Origin of the sequence: Conservatibacter flavescens, from assembly GCF_002795425.1 — a bacterium.
GTDB classification, from domain to species: domain Bacteria; phylum Pseudomonadota; class Gammaproteobacteria; order Enterobacterales; family Pasteurellaceae; genus Conservatibacter; species Conservatibacter flavescens.
Map to the genome: position 1 here is coordinate 1 of NZ_PHHA01000010.1, position 25,486 is coordinate 25,486.

Genomic DNA, 25,486 nt, shown 5'->3' on the forward strand with positions numbered 1-25,486 from the left:
TGATAAATTGTTAAAGAACTGTCGCTAAATTCAAATCTATAAAACAAGAATTTAAGCGAAAATAAAACGACGCACCGCTAATCTCATTCACAACAGCGCGTCGTTGTGTGGGGCGTATTATAGATAAATACAAAATCAATGCAACCCCTTTTTTGAAATTTTTTCCGCTTTTTGATTAAATGACTATTTAATCAGCAATACCCTGCAGAAATCCTCAAAAAAAAATACCGCACTTTCAATAAAAGCACTTGGATATTCCAAAGGGGTTTATCTATTAAACTACCAGCCTTTTACAACACCATCTTTGAAATGTTTCTTAGCCTCAGCTTCAACTTCTTCAGTTTGATAAGCTTTAACAAAATCTTGGATAGCTTTGCTGTCTTTATTATCGTCTCGTGCCACGATGATATTTACATATGGCGAGTCCTTATCTTCTACGAATACACCATGCTCAGAGGCGTTTAACCCAACTTGACCTGCATAGGTATTATTCACAACGGCAAGCGCAACATCATCTAATGCGCGCGCGGCTACTGAAGTGTCTACCTCTTGGATTTTGAGTTTTTTCGGATTTTCAACGATATCTAATGATGTAGAAAATAAATTTGTGTTATCTTTTAACTTAATTAAACCTTGTTTTTCCAACAAAATTAATGCACGTGCAAGGTTACTAGGATCGTTTGGCACGGCAACAACATCACCTTCTTTTAACTCGCTAACATTTTTAATTTTTTTCGAATAGCCGGCTAACGGATAGACAAATGTGTTACCGACGATAACGAGATTATTCAAGCCTTTCTCTTGAGAATCTTTATCTAAATATGGCTTATGTTGCATTGCATTGGCATCTAAATCTTTACTTGATACTGCTGAATTTGGCAATGCATAATCATTGAATAATACATATTCTACATCTAAGCCATATTTTTCTTTTGCAACTTTAGCTGCAACTTCTGCCACTTCATGTTCTGGCCCTGCCATTACACCCACTTTAATTTTTTCCGCTAATGCATTGGTTGAAACGAGTGCGGCTAGCGCGGTTAAAGCAAATACTTTAGTTAATTTCATAATAATCCTCACTTAATCAATATTTAACGATGATCGACTTTTTTAGCAAGATCATCACCTACTTTCTGACTAATCATGACAATTAGCACAATAATAATGGTAGACAGCCATTTCACATAGCCCATGTTACGGTATTCACCATAATTGATCGCCAAGCTACCTAAGCCACCGCCACCTACAATCCCCGCCATCGCGGAATAACCAATTAAGGTCACGAGAGTTAAGGTAATACCGTTAACTAACATTGGCAAGGCTTCCGGTAAATAAAAGCGGCGGATAATCTGCCAATTTGTCGCCCCCATCGCCTTTCCTGTTTCCGTTAATCCCACCGGAATTTCCATAAAGGCATTGGCGGTTAAACGAGCAACAAATGGCATTGCCGCGACACTTAACGGAACAATTGCAGCCGTCGTCCCCAATTTTGTTCCAACAATAAATTTCGTAACAGGTAACAAAATAATGAGCAAGATAATAAAAGGTACAGAACGTCCAATATTAATAATAACATTGAGTATTCTATGTAATGATGGCTTTGATAGAATCTGTCCTTTGCCTGAAGTAAACGTTAAAATACCTAAAGGCACCCCGACAACCACTGCGAATAGGGTTGCAACAAAGCTCATATAGACCGTTTCCCATGTCGAAGTAGCAACTAACTCCCACATTTTTGGCGTTAACTGCGCCATGAAATCATTCCACATACCCTAGCACCTCAACTCTCACATTGTTTTCCATTAAGTAAATTTTAGTTTGCGTAATAGCATCTTCATCGCCTTCTACTTCAGCAATCACAAAACCAAATTTTACCCCACCGGCATAGTCGATTTGTGAACTTAAAATGCTCAACTCTACCCCAAATTTTTTTGAGGCTTGCGAAAGCAATGGTGCATCAACAGATCGCCCAGTAAATTCAAATTTAATAATTGGCCATGCTTGGTTGTGTTTTGGACTATCACTCAATTTTTCCAAATATTCTTCTGGCAAGTTAATATGAAAGGTCGAACTAATAAATTCTTGCGCCAGTTCACTTTTTGGATTTGAGAAAATTTCACTCACCGTGCCTTGTTCAACTAATTGTCCCTTATCAATCACAGCCACTTGATCACAAATACGCTTTACTACATCCATTTCATGCGTAATTAATAGAATCGTAATGCCCAAAGTGCGGTTAATTTCTTTTAATAATTTTAGTATAGATTGCGTGGTTGCAGGATCTAATGCACTGGTCGCCTCATCACATAGCAACACTTTGGGATCGCTTGCTAACGCACGTGCAATCGCAACTCGCTGTTTTTGGCCGCCCGATAAATTAGCTGGATACGCGTCTTTTTTATCACTTAAACCAACCAACTCTAATAATTCATTCACTTTTTGCTGAATAATATTTTGAGGCTTATTTTCTAACTCTAGTGGTAATGCTATATTGTCAAAAACAGTACGAGAACTCAGCAAGTTAAAATGTTGAAAAATCATGCCAATATGGCGACGAGCATGCACAAGCTCTTGTTCACTCAGTTGAGTGAGCTCTTGACCACCAACGACAACCTCTCCGAAAGTCGGACGCTCTAATAAATTCACACAACGAATCAGGGTACTCTTACCCGCACCTGACGCACCAATAACACCAAAAATCTGTCCTTTAGGAACATGCAAATTAATATTATCCAATGCCGTTAATCTTTTGCCTGAAACGTCAAAAATTTTACTGACATTTTTTAGCTGAATCATATAAAAGACCTTTTATTATTGTTTTAGTAAAATGCGCATTATGCAACTTATTTTAGACGTCTAGATTGCCATGTCAATAAGTATTCACCATATTTTTATAATGTTCGGTTATTAATTAGAATATTTGCCAAAAAAAAGCAGAAATAGCATAATGCAATAAAAATAGAACAAAGTAGGTATAACAAATGAATAAAGCGATTTTTTTAGATCGTGACGGCACTTTAAACATCGATCATGGCTATGTCCATGACATTGATCAATTTGAATTTATCGAAGGCAGCATTGAGGCATTACAACAATTAAAAGCGATGGGATATTTATTAGTGCTTGTCACAAATCAATCCGGTATTGCACGTGGTTATTTCAGCGAAGACCAATTTTTACAACTCACTGAATGGATGGATTGGTCCTTAGCTGATCGTGGTGTTGATTTGGACGGAATTTATTATTGCCCACATCATCCGGAAGGAATCGGCGAATTCCGTCAAAACTGCAATTGTCGTAAACCTAAAGCAGGCATGTTGTTACAAGGCATAAAAGAACTCAATATTGATCCCAAACAATCTGTCATGGTAGGTGATAAAATTGACGATATTATCGCCGGTAAAACTGCAGGAATTGCGACCAATATTTTAGTTCGCACGGGTAAACCGATTACCTCTGAAGGCGAGAATTTAGCAGATCATATATTAGATTCAATAGCCGCATTACCTACGATATTAAAAATCAAATAAACTAAACCGCACTTTGGAAAGGTCAAAAGTGCGGTTAATTTTATGATATTTATTTTTATCTTCGACGTTTAGGCGATTTTATTCATTACTGGAGCTGAGCTAAATAATTTGCAATAAATGGCAATGCCGCTCCTTGCACCGTGACATTATCGCGTAAATTCGCAATTTTGATAAAATTGTCTTGTAATGGGAAGGGATAAAGTTTTCTTACTTCTTGCTCAAGATAAACAATATCCTCGCGGCACAAATAGCGCGCAATGTCTCCTCCTAATACAATATCTCTTTCAATAATGAGATAAACTGCATTTAACCCTTTTGCTAAATAACGTAGAAATTGTTGCCAACGCTCAGTAGTTTGAGGATCAGATTGACGAAGTTTCGAGAAAAAATCACTTAATTTCTCATTATCATGTAATAATGCGGATAATGAACAATACGCCTCTAAACAACCACGCTGCCCGCAATAACAAGATTTGCCATCATGATGAATTTGTAGATGCTCCAATGCGCCTGAAAAGCTATTTTTCCCCTTTTCAATTTGGTTATTAAGAATAAATGCGCCACCTAAATGTTCACTAATAGACAAATAAAACGCATTATCTAAATCCTGATTTTTCCACAGTTCCATTCTCGCTGCGCATTTTACATCATGGAACAGATGTATAGGATAATCGAGCATACATTGCAAAGTCTCAATATTAAAGTGTTCAAAATTTAAGATTTTGCTATATAACAACGATTTGCTGTCTCGCCCCACAATCCCCTGAACAGAAATACCAATACCCAAAATTTGCATTTTTTCATATCCTAATGCCTCAATAAATGTATTAATCATCTGAGACAATTCTTCAAGATACGTTTGCGTATGCTGATATTGTAATGTTTTTTTTTCCAGCTTGATTGGATTTGCATTAAGATCTAAAGCGACAAGTTTAATTCTTTTTTGTTGAATTTCGACACCTATCGCAATAAAGGCATCATTGACTAACTGATAGGCTGTGGCTGGACGCCCTCCTTGTGATACCAGTACACCATTTTCCTTAATTTTATTTTCACGTTCCAATTCAGCCATATTATTTAATACGGTAGGAAGGCTTAAACCAAGCAAATTGGCAATCTGCGGTTTCGAGAGCTGCGAGTAAGAAAAAAATAACTGATAAATACTATTGTAGTTATTTTGTTTGATGTGTTGTGCTTTGACCGTATTAACCATTTTTCTCTTTAAAGTGTTATTTAGCTGCGCAACATCTTGTTACTAAATCGTGATCTTTGTCACAAATTTGTAACAAAATGCTAGTTTATTCAATTTATTTTAATGATGTGGCTTGCTAAATGCAAATAAACCCAGTAACCTAAAATTACTTTAATAAAATAACTTAATTAAAGTTAATTTATATATTATTGGAGGACACGATGGGTATCTTAGAAAAAATGCGCTTAAGTGGTAAAACCGCTTTTGTCACAGGCGGGGCGCGAGGCATTGGTAAAAGTGTAGCAATTGCCTTTGCTGAGGCTGGCGCGAATGTTGTTATTGCTGATTTAGATTTACTTGAAGCAGAAAAAACGGCACAAGCACTTGCCACAACAAATGGGGTGAAAAGTATTGCGGTCAAAACCGACGTGACTGACCCTGAAAGTGTGAATCTTTTAATTGAAACAGTAAAAAAAGAATTTGGGCAGTTAGACATTGCTTTTTGTAATGCGGGGATTTGTATCAACGTGCCGGCAGAAGAAATGAGTTATGCGCAATGGGCGAAAGTGATCAACATTAATCTAACAGGCGTGTTTTTAACGGCGCAAGCGGCCGGCAAGCTTATGATTGAGCAAGGAACAGGCGGATCGATTATTAATACCGCCTCCATGTCTGCCCATATTGTTAATGTTCCTCAGCCACAATGTGCTTATAACGCGTCAAAAGCAGGTGTCATTCAATTAACGAAATCTTTAGCAATCGAATGGGCGAAACATAATGTGCGAGTAAATAGCCTAAGTCCAGGTTATATCGGGACAGAACTCACTTTAAATTCTCCGGATTTACAACCCTTAATTAAAGAATGGAATGCCATGGCGCCTATGGGACGTATGGGAAAACCGGAAGAATTGCAATCTATCTGTGTTTATCTTGCGGGTGACACCAGTAGCTTTACTACCGGTTCGGATTTTATTGTAGACGGTGCATTTACCTGTTTTTAAATTTTTATTCGTCTCTTTAAAAAGAGCGGTCAAAATCACCGCACTTTTACAACGGAGGAACTATGACACAAACGATCTCTGCATTGATTGAAAATGGTGAAGCATATTTGGGAATAGAACTTGGTTCAACCCGAATTAAATCCGTACTGATTGATAAAAAAGGCACGATTCTCGCAACAGGTGGATTTAACTGGGAAAACCATTTTATCGACGGTATCTGGACTTACTCTTTAGATGAAGTTTGGACGGGTGTGGCGCAAAGTTATCAAGCGTTGGCGAATAATATTAAAAAACAATACGGCATTACATTAACCCGACTAAAAGCGATGGGTGTCAGTGCCATGATGCACGGTTATATCCCATTTGATCAGCATAGTAACCAGCTGGCAGAGTTTCGCACTTGGCGAAATAACAATGCCGCAGAGGCCGCAGATCAGTTAACCGATATATTAAATTTTAATATCCCCCATCGCTGGAGTATCGCGCATCTTTACCAAGCTATGCTTAATAAAGAAGAGCATGTAGGTAAGATTGACTTTATGACAACACTGGCAGGATATGTGCATTGGCAATTGACGGGAGAAAAAGTACTAGGCATTGGCGATGTCTCCGGCATGTTCCCAATCGACAATCATACCCGCAATTATGATGCAAAAATGGTGCAAATATTTAATAACTTGGTAGCAGAAAGGCAATATAGCTGGAAATTGGAACAAATATTGCCGACAGTTCTAGTGGCGGGACAACCAGCCGGCATGCTCACGGAAAAAGGGGCAAAATTGCTTGATCCTAGCGGCAATTTACAAGCAGGCTGTCCACTTTGCCCGCCTGAGGGAGATGCGGGGACAGGTATGATGGCCACCAACAGCATTCAAGTGAAAACAGGGAATGTCTCTGCCGGCACCTCTGCTTTCGCAATGGTGGTCTTAGAGAAGCCATTATCCAAAGTTTATCGTGATCTAGACATGGTTACGACACCAGCAGGGGATCCTGTCGCCATGGCACATTCGCAAAATTGCAGTTCAGATTTAAATGCATGGCTTCAACTTTTCAAACAAGTATTAAATACATTTAATACGGAAGTCAGTACGGATATGCTTTATGAAAAATTATTTGAACAGGCACTATCCGCTGAACCGAGTGGCGGTGGCTTACTTTCTTACTGCTTCTATTCCGGTGAGCACGGTGTAGATTTAACCACGGGTTGTCCGTTATTTCTCCACCCTGCTCAAGCGGAATTTAATCTTGCTAATTTTATCTTAGTTCAACTCTATACCGCATTTGGTGCAATGAAGTTAGGTATGGATACATTGACAAAAACCGAACAAGTCAATATTGACAAAATTTATGCTCACGGGGGCTTATTCAAAAGTAAAGGTGTGGCGCAAAAAGTCTTAAGTGCAGCACTTAACGTACCGGTTGCCGTATTAGAAACAGCGGGTGAAGGTGGTGCTTGGGGGATTGCATTATTAGCCGCCTATATGGATCAAACCGAAAATACGCTTGCGGAGTATCTTGATAATCTCATCTTTGCAAACAGTGTAGATAACATCGTTCAGGCAGAACCTCATTGGGTAGCGGGTTATGAAACCTTTATCCAACGTTACCAAGCAGGATTAGCCGTCGAACGTGCAGCTGCAATATTTGCAGAGAGCTTTCACTAATTCACATTCATGGGGTATCCCATTTTATGGGGGATTCTGACCGCACTTTCTGGTTCAGTCAGTATCTCATAATATTTTATTTACATTAACCAAGGTGGTTTATATGAAAAAATTACTCACAGCACTTGCGCTTTCTTTATCCCTTGTTGGTACAGCGGTTGCAGATGAAAAAGTGAAAATCGGTTTTGCAAATAGAACCTTAAATGGTGCATTTTTTAACGGTTTAACTGAATATATGAAGATCCATGCAAAAGAAGCCGGTTATGATTTGATCACAACAGATGCGCGTGGTGACATGACTAAGCAAATTGCAGATGTCGAAGATATGATTTCTCAAGGAATTGATTTTCTTGTTCTCAATCCGCAAGACCCTGTTGCAGGCATTAAAATTGCACAATCTGCAGCAAAAGCGAATATTCCTGTTATTGCCTTAGACAGCGATATTGCTCTCGATGCACCAGTTATCACGCGAGTCATGGCAAATAACGCTGCAAATAACCGTATGATCGGTGAATTAGCGGTTAAACAGTTTGGAGATAAGCCAATTAATTTGGTGATTATCAGTGGCAGCCAAGGTAATTTGGTTGGTGAAGATCGTCGAATGAATTTCTTACGTGGCGTACTTGATTCTCAAATCCGTCAATATAATCACAGTAATATCAACGTGTTAACACAAGTATGGGGAAATTGGGATCAACAAGGTGGATTAAAAGCGATGGAAGACGCATTAGTCGCCAACGGTGACAAAATTAATGCGGTTTATTCTGAAATGGATGATATGGCATTAGGTGCAATTCATGCATTAAAAGCCGCCGGTCAATTAGACAAGGTAAAAGTCTATGCTCATGACGGTTATAAATTTGGTTTAAATGCGGTTAAACGAGGTGAGTTACAAGCGACAGCTTCGAATAACCCTAACCAACTCACTAAATTAACCGTTGATATCATCACCCAATATAAAGACGGAAAACGTGATTTCCCTGATTATTCCTACATTAAACCACTTCTCATCGACAAATCAAATGTTGATGAAGTCTATGATGAAAACTCTTTATATTAATTTTACGTAACACCCATGCCACATTTCAGTGTGGCATTTTCAAAATATAAGGAGACTTGAGTTATGTCCGATTATGCAATTGAAATCAGCAATGTTTATAAACATTTTGGCGGGGTCAAAGCCTTGCAAAATATTAATCTCAATGTAAAGCGCGGTGCTATTCATGCCTTAATTGGTGAAAATGGCGCAGGAAAATCGACCTTAATGAAAATCCTGTCGGGCATTTACATTAAAGATGGCGGTGAAATTAAAATTAACGGTAAAACCGTTCATTTTACAAATCCCAAACAAAGTAAAGAAATGGGGATCGGGATTATCCATCAAGAATTAGCTTTAGCGCCTGATTTATCTGTTGCTGAAAATATTTTTTTAGATGATTTATCTTTTGGCGGGCCATTTATCAACTGGAAATTACTGAATAAAAAAGCGCAAGAGGCGCTAGAAAAGCTTGGTTTTCATATTGATCCGAAAATGCGTTTAGGCGATCTCAGTGTGGCTTATCAGCAAATGGTCGAAATAGCCAAAGCCCTTGCCAAAAATGTCAATATTTTGATTTTGGATGAGCCTACCGCAGTATTAGCCGATCCAGAAATTGATATTTTGTTTGAAAATCTGAAAAAACTCCAAGCAAGCGGCGTGACGATTATTTATATTTCCCACCGTCTAGAAGAGTTGTTCCGTATTTCCGATACCATCACAGTTATCAAAGATGGCGCAACGGTTATTGAATTAGATCCTAAAACCTCAACCGAAGATGATGTGATTACTAATATGGTTGGGCGTGAGCTTCAAAGTTTATATCCAGCCAAAACGCCTTGCCAAGATATAGAAATGCTGCGAGTCAGCCATCTAAACCGTAAAAACTTACTTAACGATATTTCGTTATCTGTCAATAAAGGGGAAATCGTTGGGCTAGCCGGATTAGTCGGCGCAGGTCGAACCGAAGTGGCAAGATGTATTTTCGGCATTGATAAATTTAACTCAGGTGAAATTTATAAAGATGGACAAAAATTACGATTAAATAGCGTCGTGGATGCGATGAATTATGGCATAGGATTAGTGCCTGAAAGCCGAAAAGAACAAGGAGCAGTACTCTCTCGTTCAATTTTGGAAAATATGACAATGTCTTCTCTAGATAAAATCACCCCATTTTGCCTTATTGATCACACCAAAGAACGGCAACTTGGCGAATAATTATCACATTTATTACAAATCCGTCTCGGTAAATTAACTGACCCGGTATCCAGCTTAAGCGGTGGCAATCAACAAAAAGTCGTTCTCGCAAAATGGCTAAATACTGATTGTGATTTTCTGATTTTAGATGAGCCCACACGCGGTGTCGATGTCGGCGCTAAATCAGAAATTTATCGAATTATCTCAGATTTAGCGAAAACCGGTTATGGCTTATTAGTGATTTCCTCTGAACTCATCGAATTAATCGGTCTCTGTCATCGAGTGTATGTAATGAGTGAGGGCAATATTACAGGTGAATTAAAAGAGAATGAAATCACCGAAGAAAATATTATGCGCTTAGCCATTCCAAAACGAGCAACAAATTAGGAGTAACTCATGAGCCAATCAAATGAATCCATATTCAAAAAAGTCTATACATTGCTTTTAACTCACTCAACTTTAGTTTTCTTTATTGTGATGTTAGTCGCAGCTGCATTTTTATCTGATCGATTTTATACGGTCAATAATATCACTAACGTCTTACGACAAAGCGTTCCCCTTGGTATTGTTGCATTAGGTTTATTATTTGTCATTTTAACCGGCGGCATTGATTTATCTGTCGGTTCCATCATGGCTTTAGTTTCCGTTGCTGTCGCCTTATGGATTCCCGATTATGGCATATTCGGCAGTAGCCTATTTGCCATCGCTTTAGGGGCATTTATTGGTGCCGGTGCAGGTATTCTTATTGCCTATTTCAAAGTCGCCCCCTTTGTCGCCACGCTCGCAATGATGACCATTGCACGAGGCATTTCCCTCATTATCTCAAAAGGCCAACCCGTCTTTATCGACAATGTCGCTTTCACTGATTTTGGCACCGCCAATTTATTGAATATTCCTACTTTATTTTGGGTCTTACTCCTTATCTTAGCGTTTGCGCTATTTATTTACAAAAAAACCGCTTTCGGTCGATTGGTAATCTCCTTAGGTAGTAATGAAGTCGCCACTCAATTTGCCGGAATCCGAGTAGAACGCTATAAATTCGCAGTATATGTCATCAGTGGTATTGCATGTGCAGTTGCCGGTATTCTTGCAACAACACGTACCGGCGTAGGATCACCTGTTTTTGGCATTGGCTTTGAACTTGATGCTATCGCAGCCGTAGTTATCGGAGGAGCCAGTTTATCCGGTGGGCGAGGTACGGTCATTAATACGCTAATCGGTGTGTTAATTCTTAGCATTATCTCTAATGTCATGAATTTAATGAACATTCCAGGCTACCATCAACAGGTTGTAAAAGGCGGCATCATTATCTTGGCGGTATTGTTGGAAAGTTTAAAAAACAAACAGCAATTAAGTCGTTAAGTGAAAGTCATTTCAAAACATCAATAATAGGTAAGCATATGGGATTATTTAAATCAAAACAGGTCACAGACAAACAAGATAAAACAAATTTATCTACATTGGCTACTGACATTATTACAGCCTGCGGTGGCAAGGAAAATATTAACCAAGTAGATTCCTGTATCACCCGCTTAAGACTGAATATAAATGATGTGGATAAAATCAATTATTCAGCATTTGAACATTTAGGCGCAAAAGGCGTTGTATTATCTGAAAATAACCAACTTCAACTGATTTATGGCACTAAGGCACACCTGATATTGGAAAAATTGAAAACGTTAATCTAAGCATTTATCACATAGAAACATGAAGGAGAAAATATGACAATTCTTACAGGAAAAGTCGCCGCAATAACAGGGGCAGCCTCAGGAATCGGATTAGCCTGTGCAAAAGCCTTACTTGACGCAGGCGCGAAAGTCGTATTGATAGACCGAGACAGTGCCAAATTACAAGATCTTGTGGCTGAGCTGGGAGAAAACGCGTTCGGTTTGGAAATTGATCTATTAAATCCACAGCAAGTCTCCGAAGAAATGCTACCCAAGATTTTAGCATTAACCGGAAGATTGGATATTTTTCATGCGAATGCTGGCGCTTATATCGGTGGGGCTGCCGCTGAAGGCGATCCGGATGTGTGGGATAAAGTTTTAAACCTGAATGTTAATGCATCATTCCGCGCCGCCAGAGCCGTATTGCCACACTTTATTGCTCAAAAATCAGGTGATCTGGTGTTTACGAGTTCGATCGCCGGCGTTGTACCTGTGGTTTGGGAGCCGATTTATACCGCATCGAAATTTGCTGTTCAGGCATTTGTTCATTCAACACGACGTCAAGTTTCACAATATAACGTACGAGTTGGTGCGGTGTTACCAGGCCCGGTGGTAACTGCATTATTAGACGACTGGCCAAAAGCCAAAATGGAAGAGGCTTTAGCAAATGGGAGTTTAATGCAGCCTATCGAAGTGGCAGAAGCGGTTTTATTTATGGTATCTCGGCGACAAGGCGTAACCGTGAGAGATTTAGTTATCGTGCCAAGTACAGTAGATTTATAAAAATATCGCCTAACACACCAAACATAAATCACGGTGTTCCTGCTTGAAACACCGTGATTTAGCGAGCTAGTTACCGACAGAGTAAATTAAACCTACTTACCTTTTAATTTTCTAATTTTTTTCTCTTCCGCAATCGCCACAAAAGCTAATAACACAATACAACATACGACGGAAATATCTAATGCAGCGAAAGTACCTGCCCAACCCGTTAAACCAAAAATAGGCGTACCATCGGCAATCATACCTAATCCTAATTTTGCAAAACTATCTCCAATTAAATAAGCGAATGTGCCTTTAATCCCATCTGCTACAGCGACACCTTTTTTCGGCACAAATCCTACCGCCGCGACACCGATTAATAACTGAGGACCAAACACTAAGAAACCAAGTGCAAATAATGTAACTAAATACGCAATTTCATTTGTTGCATATTGATAATATTGCAACGCAAAGATAATCAAACCTAACGCAATACAAGCCATTAACGCTCGACGACCATTTGCTAAATCCGATAACCAACCCCATAAGAATGTCCCGACTAATGCGCCAACTTCAAATAAAGCAAAACCGGAAATTGCAGCATCTTTTGAAAACCCTAACTGTTCATAAGCATACACCGGAGACCACTGATCGATCCCAATACGCACAATATAAAGGAAAATATTCGCAAAACATAACAACCAAATGACTTTATTTTTTAACACATATTTCTGAAAAATCTGCCATTTTGTTAATTGCTCTTCTTCCGCAAGGCGATCTTCTTCACTCACCTCTTCATCAAACAGCTCCTCAGCCTTACCCAAACCATAAGCTTCTGGCGAGTCAGAACCATAACGTAAGCCGATAAAACCAATAATTAATGCAATAATTGATGGAAAGATAAACATACCAATAACATGTCCATCAAAAAAGACATTCGCCCCAAACAACGCAACCGCAGCGGCCCCCGCCCCTCCAGCATTATGGGATAAATTCCACATACCTAAATACGCACCACGTTTTTTACGAGGCGTCCATTTAGTAATGGTAGAATAACTTGATGATCCTCCTGTGGATTGGAAAAAACCACTCAATGCATAAAAAGCGATCATACCAAATAGGGCAACACTTCCCCCACCCATACTGGCACTAAACCCAAGCATACAAATCGCGGATAGAATCAGCATAAAGGGAACAAATTGTTTGGTATTTTTACCGTCTGCATAATAAGACACTACGGTTTTACCGATACCATAAGTGATGGAGAACCCCAACCCGATTAAGCCAAGATCCGTTTTGGTTAAACCATAGGTTTCAATCATATCGTTTTGAGCAACATTAAAATTCTTACGAATCAAATACATTGCCATATAACCGATAAAAACCACTAAATAAGATTGCATGAATGGTTTAAACCACATTTTACGACGCTCTTCCACTGGAAGGTCTAATGTTGGTTTACGCACTTCATTAAGAAATTTAAGCATAATGTGCCTCTTTTAGAACAATGTGATATTTGGGCAGATATTACGCAATTTCCATAAAATTGGCTTGAGACAAGCTTTTATAAAAGATAGGAATTATTCCTAGATTGAGGGATTACTAGGGAAAAATGTGATATACCTCACATTTCTCCCTATAAAAGTAAAATTCACTTTTTAAGAAAAATTTCGGCCTTATTTAACATCATCAGCACGAATGGCTTTGACTGGAAACAACCCTAATTCACCCGCTGATGATTTGCCTTGTACATCACCAACAAACAAAGCGATTTTAGCGCGAAATGCTTCAACGGCTTCACGATCTGCCATAAATGCTTCAAACTGCTTTAAATTAGCATTTGGATATTGCCAAATTGGCTTGTAGCCTTGTGGTGCTGGCACATCTTCACGCACCGACCACATATACCACACATTTTGTTGTGTATCTTTATCCAATAACCAGCTTAAATAGAGTTTCGCTGCTGCTGGGTGTTTAGCCTCTTTTAAAATTGCCGCACGCTGCGCCCATGCAACAAATCCACCTTGTTCAGGCAACATAAATTGAGATTGAGCCTCAGCACTTGGTTTTAACATACCGTCTGTTGAAAAAGTGGTAGCATATTTGCCAGATTCCACATCGTCCGCTGGCGCTTGTGTTCCACGCACAAAGTGCGGTTCATTTTGCATGAGTTTTTCAAGCCACTGCCAACCGTTTTCATCGATCATCTGTTTATATTGGAACAAAACTGCATCGTCATCGTTTGGATAAGTAGAGATAATTTTTCCCTTTAAAGCCGGATTTAAGTAATCTTTCGCTTCACGAGGAGCAGGAATATCTCCTAATGCCTTCTGGTTGTTTACGTTACTAAAAGCATCTACAAACACGCCTGTCCAAGCACCATCTTGATCTTTAAAATCCGCGTAAACCTTGTCCCAGCCTAGTGGTTTATATGGCATTAACACACCTTCGGCTTTCCATTTCGGAAAATCTTGTAAGGTTTGTAGTTGTACTACGTCTGCCACCACATTTTTCACCTCAATTTGATAGTTAATACGGGCATCGTGAATTTTGCTGTAATCCACAATCGTATCTAAAATGATACCTGGGAAGCGTTTTTCAAAAGCCGCTTTAATGCCATCTTGTTGATCAGGCGTATCGCCACCTGCGTAAACAACCAAACGGCCACCTTCTTTGAGCGCGGCTTGGTATAATTCATCTAAACTTTGAGTTTCAACGCCATTTTTCGCCTGAACACCAAATGCAATCACACTACCTAATACTAAGGTCACTAAATTTTTAATCATACAAAATCTCCCATTGTTAATCTCACTTAAAAAATGTTAAGTGCGTGTATTTTACTTTTTTTAAAAATGAAAAAAATAGGGAAATATGAAATAGATTTTTTACTAAAAAGAAATAATAAATCAGAGCGAACAGTCACAATAACCATTCGCTCTGCAAAAATATAGTGAAGAATTAGAACTTATATGACACAGTTGCCGTGCCACTAATTCCCTCACCATAATAGCAATAAGAACCATCGCAAGCGGCGATATATTTGCGATTGCCCACATTATCAAGATTCACTTGGGCACTCCAATTCTCATTAATTGTGTAACGCGCAAATAAATCCACTACAGTATACGATGGGACTTTTGTACCTTTATAAGACACCCATGAAGCCCCATCAATTTTACTTTTACCCACATAACGCACACCGGCTCCCGCAGTTAAACCTGATAATACACCATCAGTGAAATTATAGGCCACTCGCACACTAGCATTATGTTTAGCATAAAGTGGGTTATAATAATTACCACTCGTCGTTTTATCAAAACGAGTTTGATAAGTATAGGCTAACTGAGCACTCACGTTATCCGTAATATTGCCTTGCACTTGTACTTCAATACCTTTGCGATCTGCCGTATCACCGCTAACTGAATTCCCTGTACCATTTGTATTAGACACTAATGCACCTTTATCTTTCGCTTTATAGGCAGCAACAGAAATCAAGCCATCAAACCAAGTTGGTAAATATTTCACACCAACTTCGTATTGCTGGGTCGTCTGTGGATCGTATAATCGCTGTGTGCCACTTAAGCCTGAAGGCAAGCGAAACGACTCACTATAAGCAAAATATGGATTTAGCCCCATTGGCGAATAATACATGATAGAGCCCGAATAAGACGTATGATTTTTCTTAATAGATTGCCCGTTTAGCTCCTCGCTTTTAGCTCGGTCATGACGAATACCAGCACTAATGCCAACAGTATTAAATAATTTCACACTATCTTGCAAATAAAAACCGGTTTGACGATTTTTTGTCATCACATGAGGCATAACTGAAGTATCAACCCCTACACCATAGTTAGGATTGAAGATATTGACCAAACTTGGAGTGACCGGAGATGGTTGTGGAAACGGCGCATAAGATTGATAACGCCCATCTGTTTTTTGATAACGATAATCCACACCCACAACAAGAGTATTATCAATATGTTCATTAAATTTTGCATTCCAAGTCAAACGATTATCTGCACTATGACTTGTGGCTTTACCATCATTAAATACTGCATCACGCGTTGCCTGATATGTTGTAGGATCAACATAAGACCAAACATAAGTACCCAAATGATAATTATCAATATAAGTATAACGATAATTAGAACTAAACGTTATATCATCGGTAAACTTATGGCTAAATTCATAACCTAGAGAATATTGTTTATTCGTCTCTGTATCCACACTTGGATCACCTAAATTCGTATGCACACCAACTTTTTGCCCGTCCATTCTTATTAACGATCCTGTCATTGGCACAAAATTACTGCTTGGCGCGCCAACATCTTTTTGTACGCTACCTAATAACGTCAATTGGGTTCGTTCCGAAATATCCCAAGTTAATGATGGCGCAAAATAGTAGGTTTCATTCCAAGTACCCGCCCAATCACCGTCAGTCTTACTATACGCCCCCACAACGCGATAGCGTAAAGAATTATCTGCATTTAAACGGCCGGTATAATCAACTCCCACTCCACGTTGATTCTTGTTACCCGCGAATACGGTGACTTCACCTTGTCCAATTTGATCTTTATGTGGGCGTTTACTGATATAGTTAATCAAACCACCTGATAACGCAGCACCATAAGTCATAGAGTCTGCACCTTTAATGATTTCCACCGCCTCTAATCCAAATGTTTCCACATGTGGTTGATAAAAACCTTGTTGTAAAATAGGCGTACCATCAATGGATTGAGTTGCATCAGTGCCACGAATTCGAAACCAGTTTGTATTGGTATCTGAACCATATGCCTGATTCGTAAATCCAGCTTGGTAGCGTCCCAACTCGTCTGCTTTCTCAATGTGCTGTTCTTGTAAAACCGCTTGGTTCATCACAGTGACTGATTTCGCTTGCTCAAAAGGATTAATTTCTAATTTGTTCATCGACCCCACGACTTCTATCGCATCAAGGGCTTCTGTATCATTTTGCTCTGCGAATACTGGCTGCATGGCTAGCATTACAGCTGTCGCTGTTGCACTATATACAAAGTATTTTTTCATTTCAGTTCCTTATTTAGGTTTAGATTAATCTTGAATTTCATTTTGTAATTTTTCTACGGCATCATGACTCGCAATTTCGCGTTCTTCACCGACTAACTCTCGTAGCTTGCCTTGATGAATCAAAAACAAACGGTCAGCTAAGTAAAAATAGCTATCATCATGACTAATCGCAAAAACTGTATGGCCTTTGGCTTTAAGCAAAGGCAATAAAACTTGGTAAAACACTCGACGAAATGTCGGATCTTGATCGGCAGCCCATTCGTCTAAAATTAGTAATGGCCGGTTTTCTAATACCGATACCAGCAAAGCAAGGCGTTTTCGCTGCCCTTGCGATAAATTAGTCGTTAAAAGCTGGTTATTTTCCACCCGCACTTTCTGCTCTAATTGCAACCTTGCTAACCATTGCCCCACTTCATAACTATCCGCAAATCCAGCTTTACCTAACAACTGGGTAAAAAGATGGAAATCGCTAAAGATGGCTGAGATTTGCGCACGATATGCTGCTCGATTGGTTATATCAATTTCAACACCATCAACAAAAATCTTTCCGCTAGTTGGTTCAAATAACCCCGCAAGCAACATAGAAAAAGTCGATTTCCCACTACCGTTTTTGCCAATCAAAAAAGCCATTTCACCGCGCTTTAACGTTAAATTTATCGGTTCTAGATGAAACCCAACGCCACGTGTTTGTTGAGGATAATGATACGTCACATGCTCAAATCGGATTTCCTGCCAATTGATTGACAATGGCTGCTCAATATCAAAATTTGCGTGATAGGGTGCTAGCTTTAAGGTAGCAAGCTTATCTAATGCGACTTTCGCCGTTAAAATTGTAGGTAAAGCCCCGACAGCTGAAATCAATGGAGTACGCAGAAATAAAATTGTTAAGGCAATGGTTGTCGCAGTTGCTAAATCTGCCCAGTTTCGCCCTAAAGCGAGATAAAAAGTGATACCAACTGCGCCTAAAACCATTACATTAGTCCAGTTATTCGCAAAAGAATGTAAGCTATCCGCGTAAATAGAATTAATATATTTGCTGTGAACGCTACGCTCTAATTCTTGCTCATAATACCACTTCGCGCGCGCTCGATTTAACGCAAGCTCACGATGTCCATCAATCGCAGATTGATAATTAGCATATAAATGATCTTCCGTTTCACGAATCACATGCAAATATTTATACACTTTCTTCACAACGAAATTGCTTACCCAAATTGTCACCCCTAACCAAAGTGCGGTCACAAAAAAGATTTTTTCTGACAAATAATAAAGATATCCACTGGCACATAATGTCAATACAGAGCCTTGCACCAACTCTGGCAAACGCACAAAGGCAATCACAATTTCCCGAATATCACTAGACAAACTGGCCAATAACTTAGCTTTCCCTAATTGATTTAAATGTTCTGTCTGAGTATCTAGAATTTGTTTCACTAACTGCTTGCGCATAATATAAACAAAACGGTGTCCAAGCGTTGTTAGACTGACTTGTGCCAACGTTGAAGTCAGTAAAAATAGTAGCAATAAACCAATAAATCCCCATAACAAACCTTGTGACAAATCTGTAGTTTGTAATAGCCGATTATTGATAAATGCCAACACGCCAACACCAACCCCACTAAATAAGAAAGTCAGCAACATGACACTAACCAAATGCCAACGGTAATGTTTTAACGTGTTCAAAAAAATTGCCATCTATATTTTTCTCATCATGACTAAAAAATATGCGCCACCCAATAATGTGACCACTAAACCTGCTGGTACCTCGTAAGGAAATAACCATTGGCGGCCAATCCAATCTGCAAGCACCATCATACCTCCTCCAATCAATGCGGACACCAAAATTTGTTGAGGCACTTTATACGCACCTAAAAAGCGTGCAAGGTGAGGAACGAATAAACCAATAAAGCTGAGTGGACCAATAATCAATGTTGCCAGAGCGGTCAATATGGCGGAAAAAAAGATCAAAATCCACCGCACTTTTTTTAAGTTTAAGCCTAACGCTTGTGCCATAGGGGCTTGTAGCGCTAATAACGCTAACCAGCGACTAAATAGAAAACTGATAAGGAATAATGTTAGGCTCAATATAAAAAAAGGTAAGGCAAAGTCCGCATTAATATGCTGAGTTGATCCCGTTGCCCATGAAATAAACTGGGTTGCTCGAGGATCGCCACCAGCAATAGCAAGACGTTGTAATGTATCAAATAACGCAGAGAGAGAAATCCCTGTTAATAACACTTTTTCGGGTAACATGCCATTACGCTGATTAATTGATGACAACACAAATAACGCCAATAATGCCCCGCCAATTCCCGCTAACCAAAACCATTGTATGGCCTGAGTGGAGAATAAAAATAGCACAAGTAAGATACCCATACCCGTTCCCGAAGAAACCCCCAATAATTCAGGGCTCGCCATTGGATTGAGGGTCAAGCGTTGTAACAATACGCCCGCAACCGCCAGTAAGATACCCACGCCTATTGCGACCATGACTCGTGGATAACGCAATTGCCACAATACCGCTTGTAAATCATCATTAACTTGCCAATGCCAACCCTCTCCGCCTTGTCCTGCCCATAATGCTAAGACACAAATAGCAATAACAATTAGGCATAAAATCCCTAAAAAGTGCGGTGAAAATCGACGAATTTTTTCTGGCATTTGTTCGACTAAACGCCCTGAATGTGGCATCGCACGAAACATCAACCATAATAGCAAAGGCGTACCTAACAATGCTGTCACCGCGCCAGTTGGTAAATTGATCCCTTTCCATAAGCTTAAAAATTGTAGGGAGACATCTGTAACGCCTAATAATAAGGCCCCTGTTACAAAAGAAGCTATTAACTGGAATGTAAAAGTACGTATCCCCAATTGACGTACAATCGTTGCGGAAGCCAAGCCAATAAAACCAAGCATCCCGACTGAACTCACGACACAAGCGATTAAGTAAGAAGCCACCATCACACCAATAAAACGTAGACGGTTGACCGGCACCCCCAAACTCACCGCATTACTTTCATTTAATGACAAAATCGTTAACGGGCGTAAAAAAGCCGAAATAATCATGCCCATTAATAAAATTTGCAAACTTAACCATTGGCTATCATGCCAAGATTCTTGTACTAATGAACCAGCGCCCCACTGCGCCAATCCTCTTGACTCTTCGGGATAAAATAACAACATTAAAGCCGAAAATGCCCCAAAATAAAGGTTCAATACTAAGCCTGCTAAAATCAATAACAAAGGCGATAAACTTTTGCGCCATGCTAAGCAAAACACGAAAAACAAGCTAATAAACGCTCCAACTAACGCAATGATACTACTTCCGAAATCCAGCCAACTCGGTACAAAAATTGCCGTTAAAAATAGAGTTAATTGAGCGCCACTACTAATACCTAGCGTGTTATCTGATGCCAATGGATTCGCCATAACTTGTTGCAGCAATAAACTTGCAAACCCTAACGCGCCACCAGCCAATAAAGCCATCACAACACGAGGCAAGGTATAACTTTGAATCAATAATAACTCGAGGTTATCCGTTGACTGAAATAGTTGAAAAATACTGACACCATCAGGCAATTGCACACCAAATAATCCGACACTCAACCCGACAAATAGTGCAAACAAACCATAAAAAAACATATTCATTGGTTTTACCATGCCTCACCCCCATGTTGCAGGGAAGCCACAAACACTTCCGCAAAACGTAACGCTGAAGGCACACCCCCAAAAGTCCAAATTGCGGGTAAAATCAGTGTATTTTGCGATAAAGGCAAATGTTGCCACAAGGTATTATGTGTCATGGCTTGAGCGATATTAGAGGGATAAGGTTTCACTACCACAAAACGACTTTCACTCGGTAACTGTGCTAATTGTGCAATGGTGATCGTTTCAAATCCCCAATGGTTATGTGTGCCATTCCATGCATTTTGGAAACCCAGCTGTCGTAATACCTCTCCAAAGAGGCTATTTTCTCCGTAAATTCGTAAATGACGAGTATCAATAAACTGCACTAATGCAATAGGACGTTGAATAAACGGTGTCGCTTGTTGACGAAGTGCGGTCAATTTTTGTGAAAATTCTTGTAATAATGTCACCGCACTTTCCGGACGATCAATCAATTTTGCTACCTCATATGTTGCATTCTTCACATTTTGCCAAGCATTTCCGGGCGCATAAAAATCGACATTCTTGACCGTACCAAACTGCGATAAGGTGGATTGTGACCCAGCGTAAAATGAGGTATTAATAAAATACAATGACTGCCCTTTTGTCTGATAGGCTAACCAAGCTAATTGTTCTAGGTTAGGTTGATGACGAATGCCTAAATCTAAGATTGTTGTTGGTAATTGTGGCTCAACTACCCATTTTTGATAACCAGCCACATCACCGATAGCCACCGGTTTTTCACCCAAAGCAATTAATGTTTCTGCCACAGTCCAATCTAAAGTCGCATATTGTCTTTCCGTCGCACTGGTAGCCGCGACACTCAGGCAAGAAAGGAAAAGTGCGGTCAGTATGAAATAAATTTTTTTCATTAATAAAAACTCACCGGCCGCCCCGTTTTGGGATGTGGCATGACATTGAGTTCAATACCATAAATAGATTGTAGTGATGATGTATTGACTATCTGTGCTGCATTCCCCTGCGCTAATAGTTTACCACTATGTAATGCGATCAGATGATCACAGAAATATGATGCCAAATTAATATCATGAATCACAATCACAACGCCTAATCCTAATTCTCGACTCAATTGATGAATCAATTGCATCACCTCTACTTGATGGGCAATATCAAGAGCAGCCAAAGGTTCATCAAGCAATAAAAATTGGCTTTGCTGTGCCAATAACATGGCCAGCCAAATACGTGAACGCTCACCACCGGATAATGTATCAACCAGTTGATCAGCAAATTTGAAAGTATCTGTTAGGGACATTGCCTGCTCAATAACCTGTTTATCGGTTTCAGTTTGACGACCAAATAAACCATTCCACGCATAACGCCCCATCGCGATGAGCTCCCGTGAAGTTAACTGTGTACTTGTTGGCAAATGTTGTGGTAAATAGGCCACTTGTTTCGCAAATTCACGACTACTCCATTGCTGGATAGGCGTATTATTCACTAAAATGTCTCCCGAGCTTAACGGCTGCTGACGCGCCATTAATTTGATTAATGTCGATTTACCCGAACCATTATGGCCAATCAAGCCATATACTTTTCCTTGTTCAAACGCCAAATCTACTGGGTGCAATAACATGCGGTGAGGAAGGGAAAAAGAAACCTGCTTTAACTGAAACATATGCCCCCAAGATTGACGGAAAAAGATGGCGAGATTCTATCCTTAAATGCGAACGATTTCAATTTAAATACACATTATAGAGCAAAAAAAATAGGCGCGTATAACGCGCCTATGGAAACTCGACATCTATCAACTGACTTGAGTAAAGAAATCTCGGATACCCACTAACATATTATTAATCGCAACTGCAGCCAAAATCAGTCCCATAACACGACTAATCACAGCCGCCCCCGTATTACCAATGATTCGTTGAATCTTATTAGCCGCGAGGAATAATAAGTAAGTAATTAATAACACTGACAACATAATCAATGCGGTAAATGATTGATCGAGCAAACTAAAACGATGGTTATCCGTTAATAACACAATTGCCATCATCGCACCTGGTGATGCAATGGAAGGCACCGCTAGAGGATATACCGCCAACTCACTTAAACTTGAAGAGAGACGAATCTCTTGTTCTGGTTTACTTTCACCAAAAATCATCGTTAATGCAAACAATAACAAGACCAAACCGCCGGCGATCTGAAATGCTGTAAGCGGAATTTGCATTGCTTCAAGTAAAAATTGTCCTGCGACTAAAAAGAAAATTAAAATACCCGCTGAAATTAAAATGGCGTTACGGGCAATTTTTCGACGATCATCAACCGGTAATCCAACTGTTTTCGCTAAGTAAACAGGAACAGAACCAATGGGGTCAATAACCGCCCAAAGAACAACAAATTGAACAATAAGTGAATCAAACATTTGGCAAACTCAATAAAATAGAAAATAATAAGCAAAAGTAACAGAGTTTAATTATATTACAACAAAGCGAAGTATAGATAATGATTTTTTTCACAAATTTAACCTTAAAACGCGGGCAAGTTGAATTACTACAACAAGCAAATGCAACGATCAACCCTGGCCAAAAAGTTGGGCTTGTCGGTAAAAATGGATGTGGAAAATCCAGTTTATTTGCTTTACTCAAAAACGAAATGTCTGCCGAAAGTGGCGACATTAAATATCCAGCCAATTGGTCTATCTCATGGGTAAACCAAGAAACGCCAGCCTTAGATATTTCCGCCTTAGACTATGTAATTGAAGGCGACCGAGAATATTGCCGCTTACAACAAGCACTTTCACAAGCGAATCAACATAATGATGGTGAACAAATTGCACATATACATGCCCAACTCGATACCATCAATGCTTGGACGATTCAAGCACGCGCTTCTGCGTTATTACACGGTTTAGGCTTTGAACAAGCGCAATTAACCCATTCCGTTAAGTCCTTTTCCGGAGGGTGGCGTATGCGTTTAAATCTTGCTCAAGCGCTACTTTGTCCCTCAGATCTCTTGTTATTAGATGAACCCACGAACCATCTAGACTTAGATGCGGTTATCTGGTTGGAGCGCTGGCTAGTAAACTATCCCGGCACATTAATTCTGATTTCTCACGATCGCGATTTTCTGGATCCCATTGTAAATAAAATCTTGCACATTGAAAATCAGCAACTCAATGAATACACCGGTGATTATTCTTCATTTGAAATTCAACGTACCACAAAATTGGCACAACACAATGCACTTTATCGGCAACAGCAACAAAAAATTACACACTTACAAAAATATATCGATCGCTTTAAAGCCAAAGCAAGCAAAGCAAAACAAGCACAAAGTCGAGTCAAAGCACTCGAACGAATGGAGCTAATTGCGCCAGCTTATGTCGATACGCCTTTTCATTTTGAATTTCGCGCGCCCCTTGCCTTACCCAATCCATTATTAATGATGGAACAAGTGAGTGCCGGATATCACAATCAACACAACGAAGATCATGTAGAAATCCTACAAAAAATTAAACTGAATTTAGTGCCGGGATCTCGCATCGGTTTATTAGGGAAAAACGGCGCCGGAAAATCCACATTAATCAAGTTATTAGCCGGTGAGTTAGCTCCGCTATCCGGCCATATTCAATTGGCAAAAGGTGTGCAATTAGGCTATTTTGCTCAACATCAACTCGATACACTTCGCGCTGATGAATCTGCCTTATGGCATTTACAAAAGCTTGCACCCCAGCACACCGAACAACAATTACGTGATTACCTTGGCCAATTTGCCTTTCATGGTGATAAAGTCCATCAAACAGTACACCACTTTTCTGGTGGTGAAAAAGCACGATTAGTACTGGCCCTGATTATTTGGCAGCGACCAAATTTATTACTGCTAGATGAGCCAACCAACCATCTTGATTTAGATATGCGACAAGCCCTGACTGAGGCCTTAGTCGATTATCAAGGGTCGTTAGTTATAGTCTCCCATGATCGACACTTATTACGTAATACCGTCGATGAATTTTATCTCGTCCATGATAAGCAAGTCGAAGAATTTAAAGGCGATTTAGACGACTATCAAAAATGGCTTAATGAGGTAAACAATGGTAATCATGCGGTTAAAAACCAAGAAAATGAACTCAAAATAAAAGAAAACTCCCATGAAAATCGAAAAGATCAGAAACGTCGGGAAGCAGAATTACGCCAACAAACCGCACCAATTCGTAAAAAAATTGTCCAACTAGAAAACCTAATGGATACGCTTTCAGCACAATTAGCGGACATTGAAACTCAGCTAGCCGATACGGATTTGTATTTAGCAGAAAATAAAGAAAAACTCACCGCACTTTTGGCACAACAAACAGAAAATAAAAAATCACAAGAAAATACCGAAACACAATGGTTGAGCTTACAGGAAGAATTGGAACAAATATTAGGAGAAGCATAATGACGTGGATATTACTCACTATTTCAATTGTGATTGAGGTTATCGCAACCAGCTTATTAAACGCAAGTGCAGGCTTTACGAGACCTTGGCATACCGCTGGTGCGTTGTCCTTATACGCCCTTTCCTTTTATTTTGCCTCAAAAGTGATGACTATGTTGCCCGTGGGCATCGTGTATGCCATTTGGTCCGGTATGGGAATTGTTCTTATCTCAGCGGTGGGAGTAATTTGGTTTAAACAAAAACTCGATGTCGCCGCCATTATCGGGATAGCACTAATCATAAGCGGGGTAGCGGTGATTAATCTGTTTTCAAAAAGTAGTGTGCATTAAAGTA

The 25,486-nt window shown here is 39.6% G+C and carries 23 protein-coding genes and 1 pseudogene; 12 read left to right on the top strand and 12 right to left on the bottom strand.

The window, feature by feature from the left end:
- Positions 1-279: 279 nt before the first annotated feature.
- From CVP05_RS05620 to metN, 3 genes are read right to left on the bottom strand one after another with little or no spacing between them, the layout of a single operon-like run.
- Positions 280-1,068, bottom strand: a complete 789-nt coding sequence (locus CVP05_RS05620) for a MetQ/NlpA family lipoprotein (protein WP_100288600.1) — start codon at positions 1,066-1,068, stop codon at positions 280-282.
- Positions 1,069-1,091: 23 nt separating this feature from the next.
- On the bottom strand, positions 1,092-1,769 hold the full coding sequence (locus CVP05_RS05625; RefSeq protein ID WP_100288601.1) for a methionine ABC transporter permease: 678 nt from the start codon (positions 1,767-1,769) through the stop codon (positions 1,092-1,094).
- The gene (metN, locus tag CVP05_RS05630; protein ID WP_100288602.1) at positions 1,759-2,796 is read right to left on the bottom strand and encodes a methionine ABC transporter ATP-binding protein MetN; all 1,038 of its coding nucleotides are present in this window, start codon (positions 2,794-2,796) and stop codon (positions 1,759-1,761) included. Before metN ends, CVP05_RS05625 begins: the two co-directional genes overlap by 11 nt.
- A gap of 185 nt (positions 2,797-2,981) precedes the next feature.
- Between metN and gmhB the strand changes: the two genes are divergently transcribed.
- Positions 2,982-3,530, top strand: coding sequence for a D-glycero-beta-D-manno-heptose 1,7-bisphosphate 7-phosphatase (gene gmhB, locus CVP05_RS05635; protein ID WP_100288603.1), 549 nt, complete (start codon positions 2,982-2,984; stop codon positions 3,528-3,530).
- Positions 3,531-3,615: 85 nt separating this feature from the next.
- On the opposite strand, the gene CVP05_RS05640 is transcribed toward gmhB, so the two are convergent.
- Positions 3,616-4,743, bottom strand: a complete 1,128-nt coding sequence (locus tag CVP05_RS05640) for an ROK family transcriptional regulator (protein WP_100288604.1) — start codon at positions 4,741-4,743, stop codon at positions 3,616-3,618.
- A gap of 200 nt (positions 4,744-4,943) precedes the next feature.
- Between CVP05_RS05640 and CVP05_RS05645 the strand changes: the two genes are divergently transcribed.
- The 9 genes and pseudogenes from CVP05_RS05645 to CVP05_RS05675 all read left to right on the top strand — a co-directional run bounded on the left by CVP05_RS05645 (position 4,944) and on the right by CVP05_RS05675 (position 12,070).
- Positions 4,944-5,723 (top strand): SDR family oxidoreductase, encoded by a 780-nt coding sequence (locus tag CVP05_RS05645; protein ID WP_100288605.1) that lies wholly within the window; start codon positions 4,944-4,946, stop codon positions 5,721-5,723.
- A gap of 62 nt (positions 5,724-5,785) precedes the next feature.
- Positions 5,786-7,387, top strand: a complete 1,602-nt coding sequence (locus CVP05_RS05650; protein WP_100288606.1) for a xylulokinase — start codon at positions 5,786-5,788, stop codon at positions 7,385-7,387.
- Positions 7,388-7,490: 103 nt separating this feature from the next.
- Positions 7,491-8,447: a substrate-binding domain-containing protein gene (locus CVP05_RS05655; protein ID WP_100288607.1), complete on the top strand. Its 957-nt coding sequence runs from the start codon at positions 7,491-7,493 to the stop codon at positions 8,445-8,447.
- A gap of 63 nt (positions 8,448-8,510) precedes the next feature.
- On the top strand, positions 8,511-9,641 hold the full coding sequence (locus CVP05_RS05660) for a sugar ABC transporter ATP-binding protein (protein ID WP_207761352.1): 1,131 nt from the start codon (positions 8,511-8,513) through the stop codon (positions 9,639-9,641).
- 18 nt (positions 9,642-9,659) lie between these two features.
- Positions 9,660-9,767 (top strand): annotated as a pseudogene (locus CVP05_RS12890) (hypothetical protein); the annotation flags it as partial.
- A 90-nt stretch (positions 9,768-9,857) separates the two neighbouring features.
- A complete protein-coding gene (locus CVP05_RS12770) occupies positions 9,858-10,007 on the top strand; it encodes a hypothetical protein (protein WP_243389211.1) in 150 nt (49 codons plus the stop codon).
- A 9-nt stretch (positions 10,008-10,016) separates the two neighbouring features.
- Complete coding sequence (locus tag CVP05_RS05665; RefSeq protein ID WP_100288608.1) at positions 10,017-10,982, top strand: ABC transporter permease; 966 nt, start codon at positions 10,017-10,019, stop codon at positions 10,980-10,982.
- 38 nt (positions 10,983-11,020) lie between these two features.
- Positions 11,021-11,308, top strand: coding sequence for a PTS sugar transporter subunit IIB (locus CVP05_RS05670; RefSeq protein WP_100288609.1), 288 nt, complete (start codon positions 11,021-11,023; stop codon positions 11,306-11,308).
- 33 nt (positions 11,309-11,341) lie between these two features.
- Positions 11,342-12,070, top strand: coding sequence for an SDR family oxidoreductase (locus tag CVP05_RS05675; RefSeq protein ID WP_100288610.1), 729 nt, complete (start codon positions 11,342-11,344; stop codon positions 12,068-12,070).
- Positions 12,071-12,162: 92 nt separating this feature from the next.
- On the opposite strand, the gene uhpT is transcribed toward CVP05_RS05675, so the two are convergent.
- The 8 genes from uhpT to CVP05_RS05715 form a co-directional block, all read right to left on the bottom strand.
- Positions 12,163-13,536 (bottom strand): hexose-6-phosphate:phosphate antiporter, encoded by a 1,374-nt coding sequence (gene uhpT / locus CVP05_RS05680; protein WP_100288611.1) that lies wholly within the window; start codon positions 13,534-13,536, stop codon positions 12,163-12,165.
- A 189-nt stretch (positions 13,537-13,725) separates the two neighbouring features.
- Positions 13,726-14,835 carry an ABC transporter substrate-binding protein gene (locus CVP05_RS05685; RefSeq protein WP_100288612.1) on the bottom strand — a complete coding sequence of 370 codons (1,110 nt, stop codon included), beginning with the start codon at positions 14,833-14,835 and terminating at the stop codon, positions 13,726-13,728.
- A gap of 172 nt (positions 14,836-15,007) precedes the next feature.
- A complete protein-coding gene (locus CVP05_RS05690; RefSeq protein ID WP_100288613.1) occupies positions 15,008-17,092 on the bottom strand; it encodes a TonB-dependent siderophore receptor in 2,085 nt (694 codons plus the stop codon).
- Positions 17,093-17,116: 24 nt separating this feature from the next.
- On the bottom strand, positions 17,117-18,787 hold the full coding sequence (locus CVP05_RS05695; protein ID WP_100288614.1) for a multidrug ABC transporter permease/ATP-binding protein: 1,671 nt from the start codon (positions 18,785-18,787) through the stop codon (positions 17,117-17,119).
- On the bottom strand, positions 18,788-20,752 hold the full coding sequence (fhuB, locus tag CVP05_RS05700) for a Fe(3+)-hydroxamate ABC transporter permease FhuB (RefSeq protein ID WP_100288615.1): 1,965 nt from the start codon (positions 20,750-20,752) through the stop codon (positions 18,788-18,790).
- Positions 20,746-21,630, bottom strand: coding sequence for an iron-siderophore ABC transporter substrate-binding protein (locus CVP05_RS05705; RefSeq protein WP_100288616.1), 885 nt, complete (start codon positions 21,628-21,630; stop codon positions 20,746-20,748). The genes fhuB and CVP05_RS05705 overlap by 7 nt, the downstream gene beginning before the upstream one ends.
- The gene (locus CVP05_RS05710; protein ID WP_100288617.1) at positions 21,630-22,394 is read right to left on the bottom strand and encodes an ATP-binding cassette domain-containing protein; all 765 of its coding nucleotides are present in this window, start codon (positions 22,392-22,394) and stop codon (positions 21,630-21,632) included. Before CVP05_RS05710 ends, CVP05_RS05705 begins: the two co-directional genes overlap by 1 nt.
- Before the next feature lie 129 nt (positions 22,395-22,523).
- Positions 22,524-23,141, bottom strand: a complete 618-nt coding sequence (locus CVP05_RS05715; protein WP_100288618.1) for a MarC family protein — start codon at positions 23,139-23,141, stop codon at positions 22,524-22,526.
- A gap of 80 nt (positions 23,142-23,221) precedes the next feature.
- Between CVP05_RS05715 and CVP05_RS05720 the strand changes: the two genes are divergently transcribed.
- A complete protein-coding gene (locus CVP05_RS05720) occupies positions 23,222-25,153 on the top strand; it encodes an ABC transporter ATP-binding protein (RefSeq protein WP_100288619.1) in 1,932 nt (643 codons plus the stop codon).
- The gene (locus tag CVP05_RS05725) at positions 25,150-25,482 is read left to right on the top strand and encodes a DMT family transporter (protein ID WP_100288650.1); all 333 of its coding nucleotides are present in this window, start codon (positions 25,150-25,152) and stop codon (positions 25,480-25,482) included. Before CVP05_RS05720 ends, CVP05_RS05725 begins: the two co-directional genes overlap by 4 nt.
- The last annotated feature ends 4 nt before the right edge of the window (positions 25,483-25,486 follow it).

Bases quoted from the DNA above. Each gene is read 5' to 3' on its own strand.
- CVP05_RS05620 (WP_100288600.1), bottom strand. From the start codon at position 1,068: ATGAAATTAACTAAAGTATTTGCTTTAACCGCGCTAGCCGCACTCGTT.
- CVP05_RS05625 (WP_100288601.1), bottom strand. From the start codon at position 1,769: ATGTGGAATGATTTCATGGCGCAGTTAACGCCAAAAATGTGGGAGTTA.
- metN (WP_100288602.1), bottom strand. From the start codon at position 2,796: ATGATTCAGCTAAAAAATGTCAGTAAAATTTTTGACGTTTCAGGCAAA.
- gmhB (WP_100288603.1), top strand. From the start codon at position 2,982: ATGAATAAAGCGATTTTTTTAGATCGTGACGGCACTTTAAACATCGAT.
- CVP05_RS05640 (WP_100288604.1), bottom strand. From the start codon at position 4,743: ATGGTTAATACGGTCAAAGCACAACACATCAAACAAAATAACTACAAT.
- CVP05_RS05645 (WP_100288605.1), top strand. From the start codon at position 4,944: ATGGGTATCTTAGAAAAAATGCGCTTAAGTGGTAAAACCGCTTTTGTC.
- CVP05_RS05650 (WP_100288606.1), top strand. From the start codon at position 5,786: ATGACACAAACGATCTCTGCATTGATTGAAAATGGTGAAGCATATTTG.
- CVP05_RS05655 (WP_100288607.1), top strand. From the start codon at position 7,491: ATGAAAAAATTACTCACAGCACTTGCGCTTTCTTTATCCCTTGTTGGT.
- CVP05_RS05660 (WP_207761352.1), top strand. From the start codon at position 8,511: ATGTCCGATTATGCAATTGAAATCAGCAATGTTTATAAACATTTTGGC.
- CVP05_RS05665 (WP_100288608.1), top strand. From the start codon at position 10,017: ATGAGCCAATCAAATGAATCCATATTCAAAAAAGTCTATACATTGCTT.
- CVP05_RS05670 (WP_100288609.1), top strand. From the start codon at position 11,021: ATGGGATTATTTAAATCAAAACAGGTCACAGACAAACAAGATAAAACA.
- CVP05_RS05675 (WP_100288610.1), top strand. From the start codon at position 11,342: ATGACAATTCTTACAGGAAAAGTCGCCGCAATAACAGGGGCAGCCTCA.
- uhpT (WP_100288611.1), bottom strand. From the start codon at position 13,536: ATGCTTAAATTTCTTAATGAAGTGCGTAAACCAACATTAGACCTTCCA.
- CVP05_RS05685 (WP_100288612.1), bottom strand. From the start codon at position 14,835: ATGATTAAAAATTTAGTGACCTTAGTATTAGGTAGTGTGATTGCATTT.
- CVP05_RS05690 (WP_100288613.1), bottom strand. From the start codon at position 17,092: ATGAAAAAATACTTTGTATATAGTGCAACAGCGACAGCTGTAATGCTA.
- CVP05_RS05695 (WP_100288614.1), bottom strand. From the start codon at position 18,787: ATGGCAATTTTTTTGAACACGTTAAAACATTACCGTTGGCATTTGGTT.
- fhuB (WP_100288615.1), bottom strand. From the start codon at position 20,752: ATGGTAAAACCAATGAATATGTTTTTTTATGGTTTGTTTGCACTATTT.
- CVP05_RS05705 (WP_100288616.1), bottom strand. From the start codon at position 21,630: ATGAAAAAAATTTATTTCATACTGACCGCACTTTTCCTTTCTTGCCTG.
- CVP05_RS05710 (WP_100288617.1), bottom strand. From the start codon at position 22,394: ATGTTTCAGTTAAAGCAGGTTTCTTTTTCCCTTCCTCACCGCATGTTA.
- CVP05_RS05715 (WP_100288618.1), bottom strand. From the start codon at position 23,141: ATGTTTGATTCACTTATTGTTCAATTTGTTGTTCTTTGGGCGGTTATT.
- CVP05_RS05720 (WP_100288619.1), top strand. From the start codon at position 23,222: ATGATTTTTTTCACAAATTTAACCTTAAAACGCGGGCAAGTTGAATTA.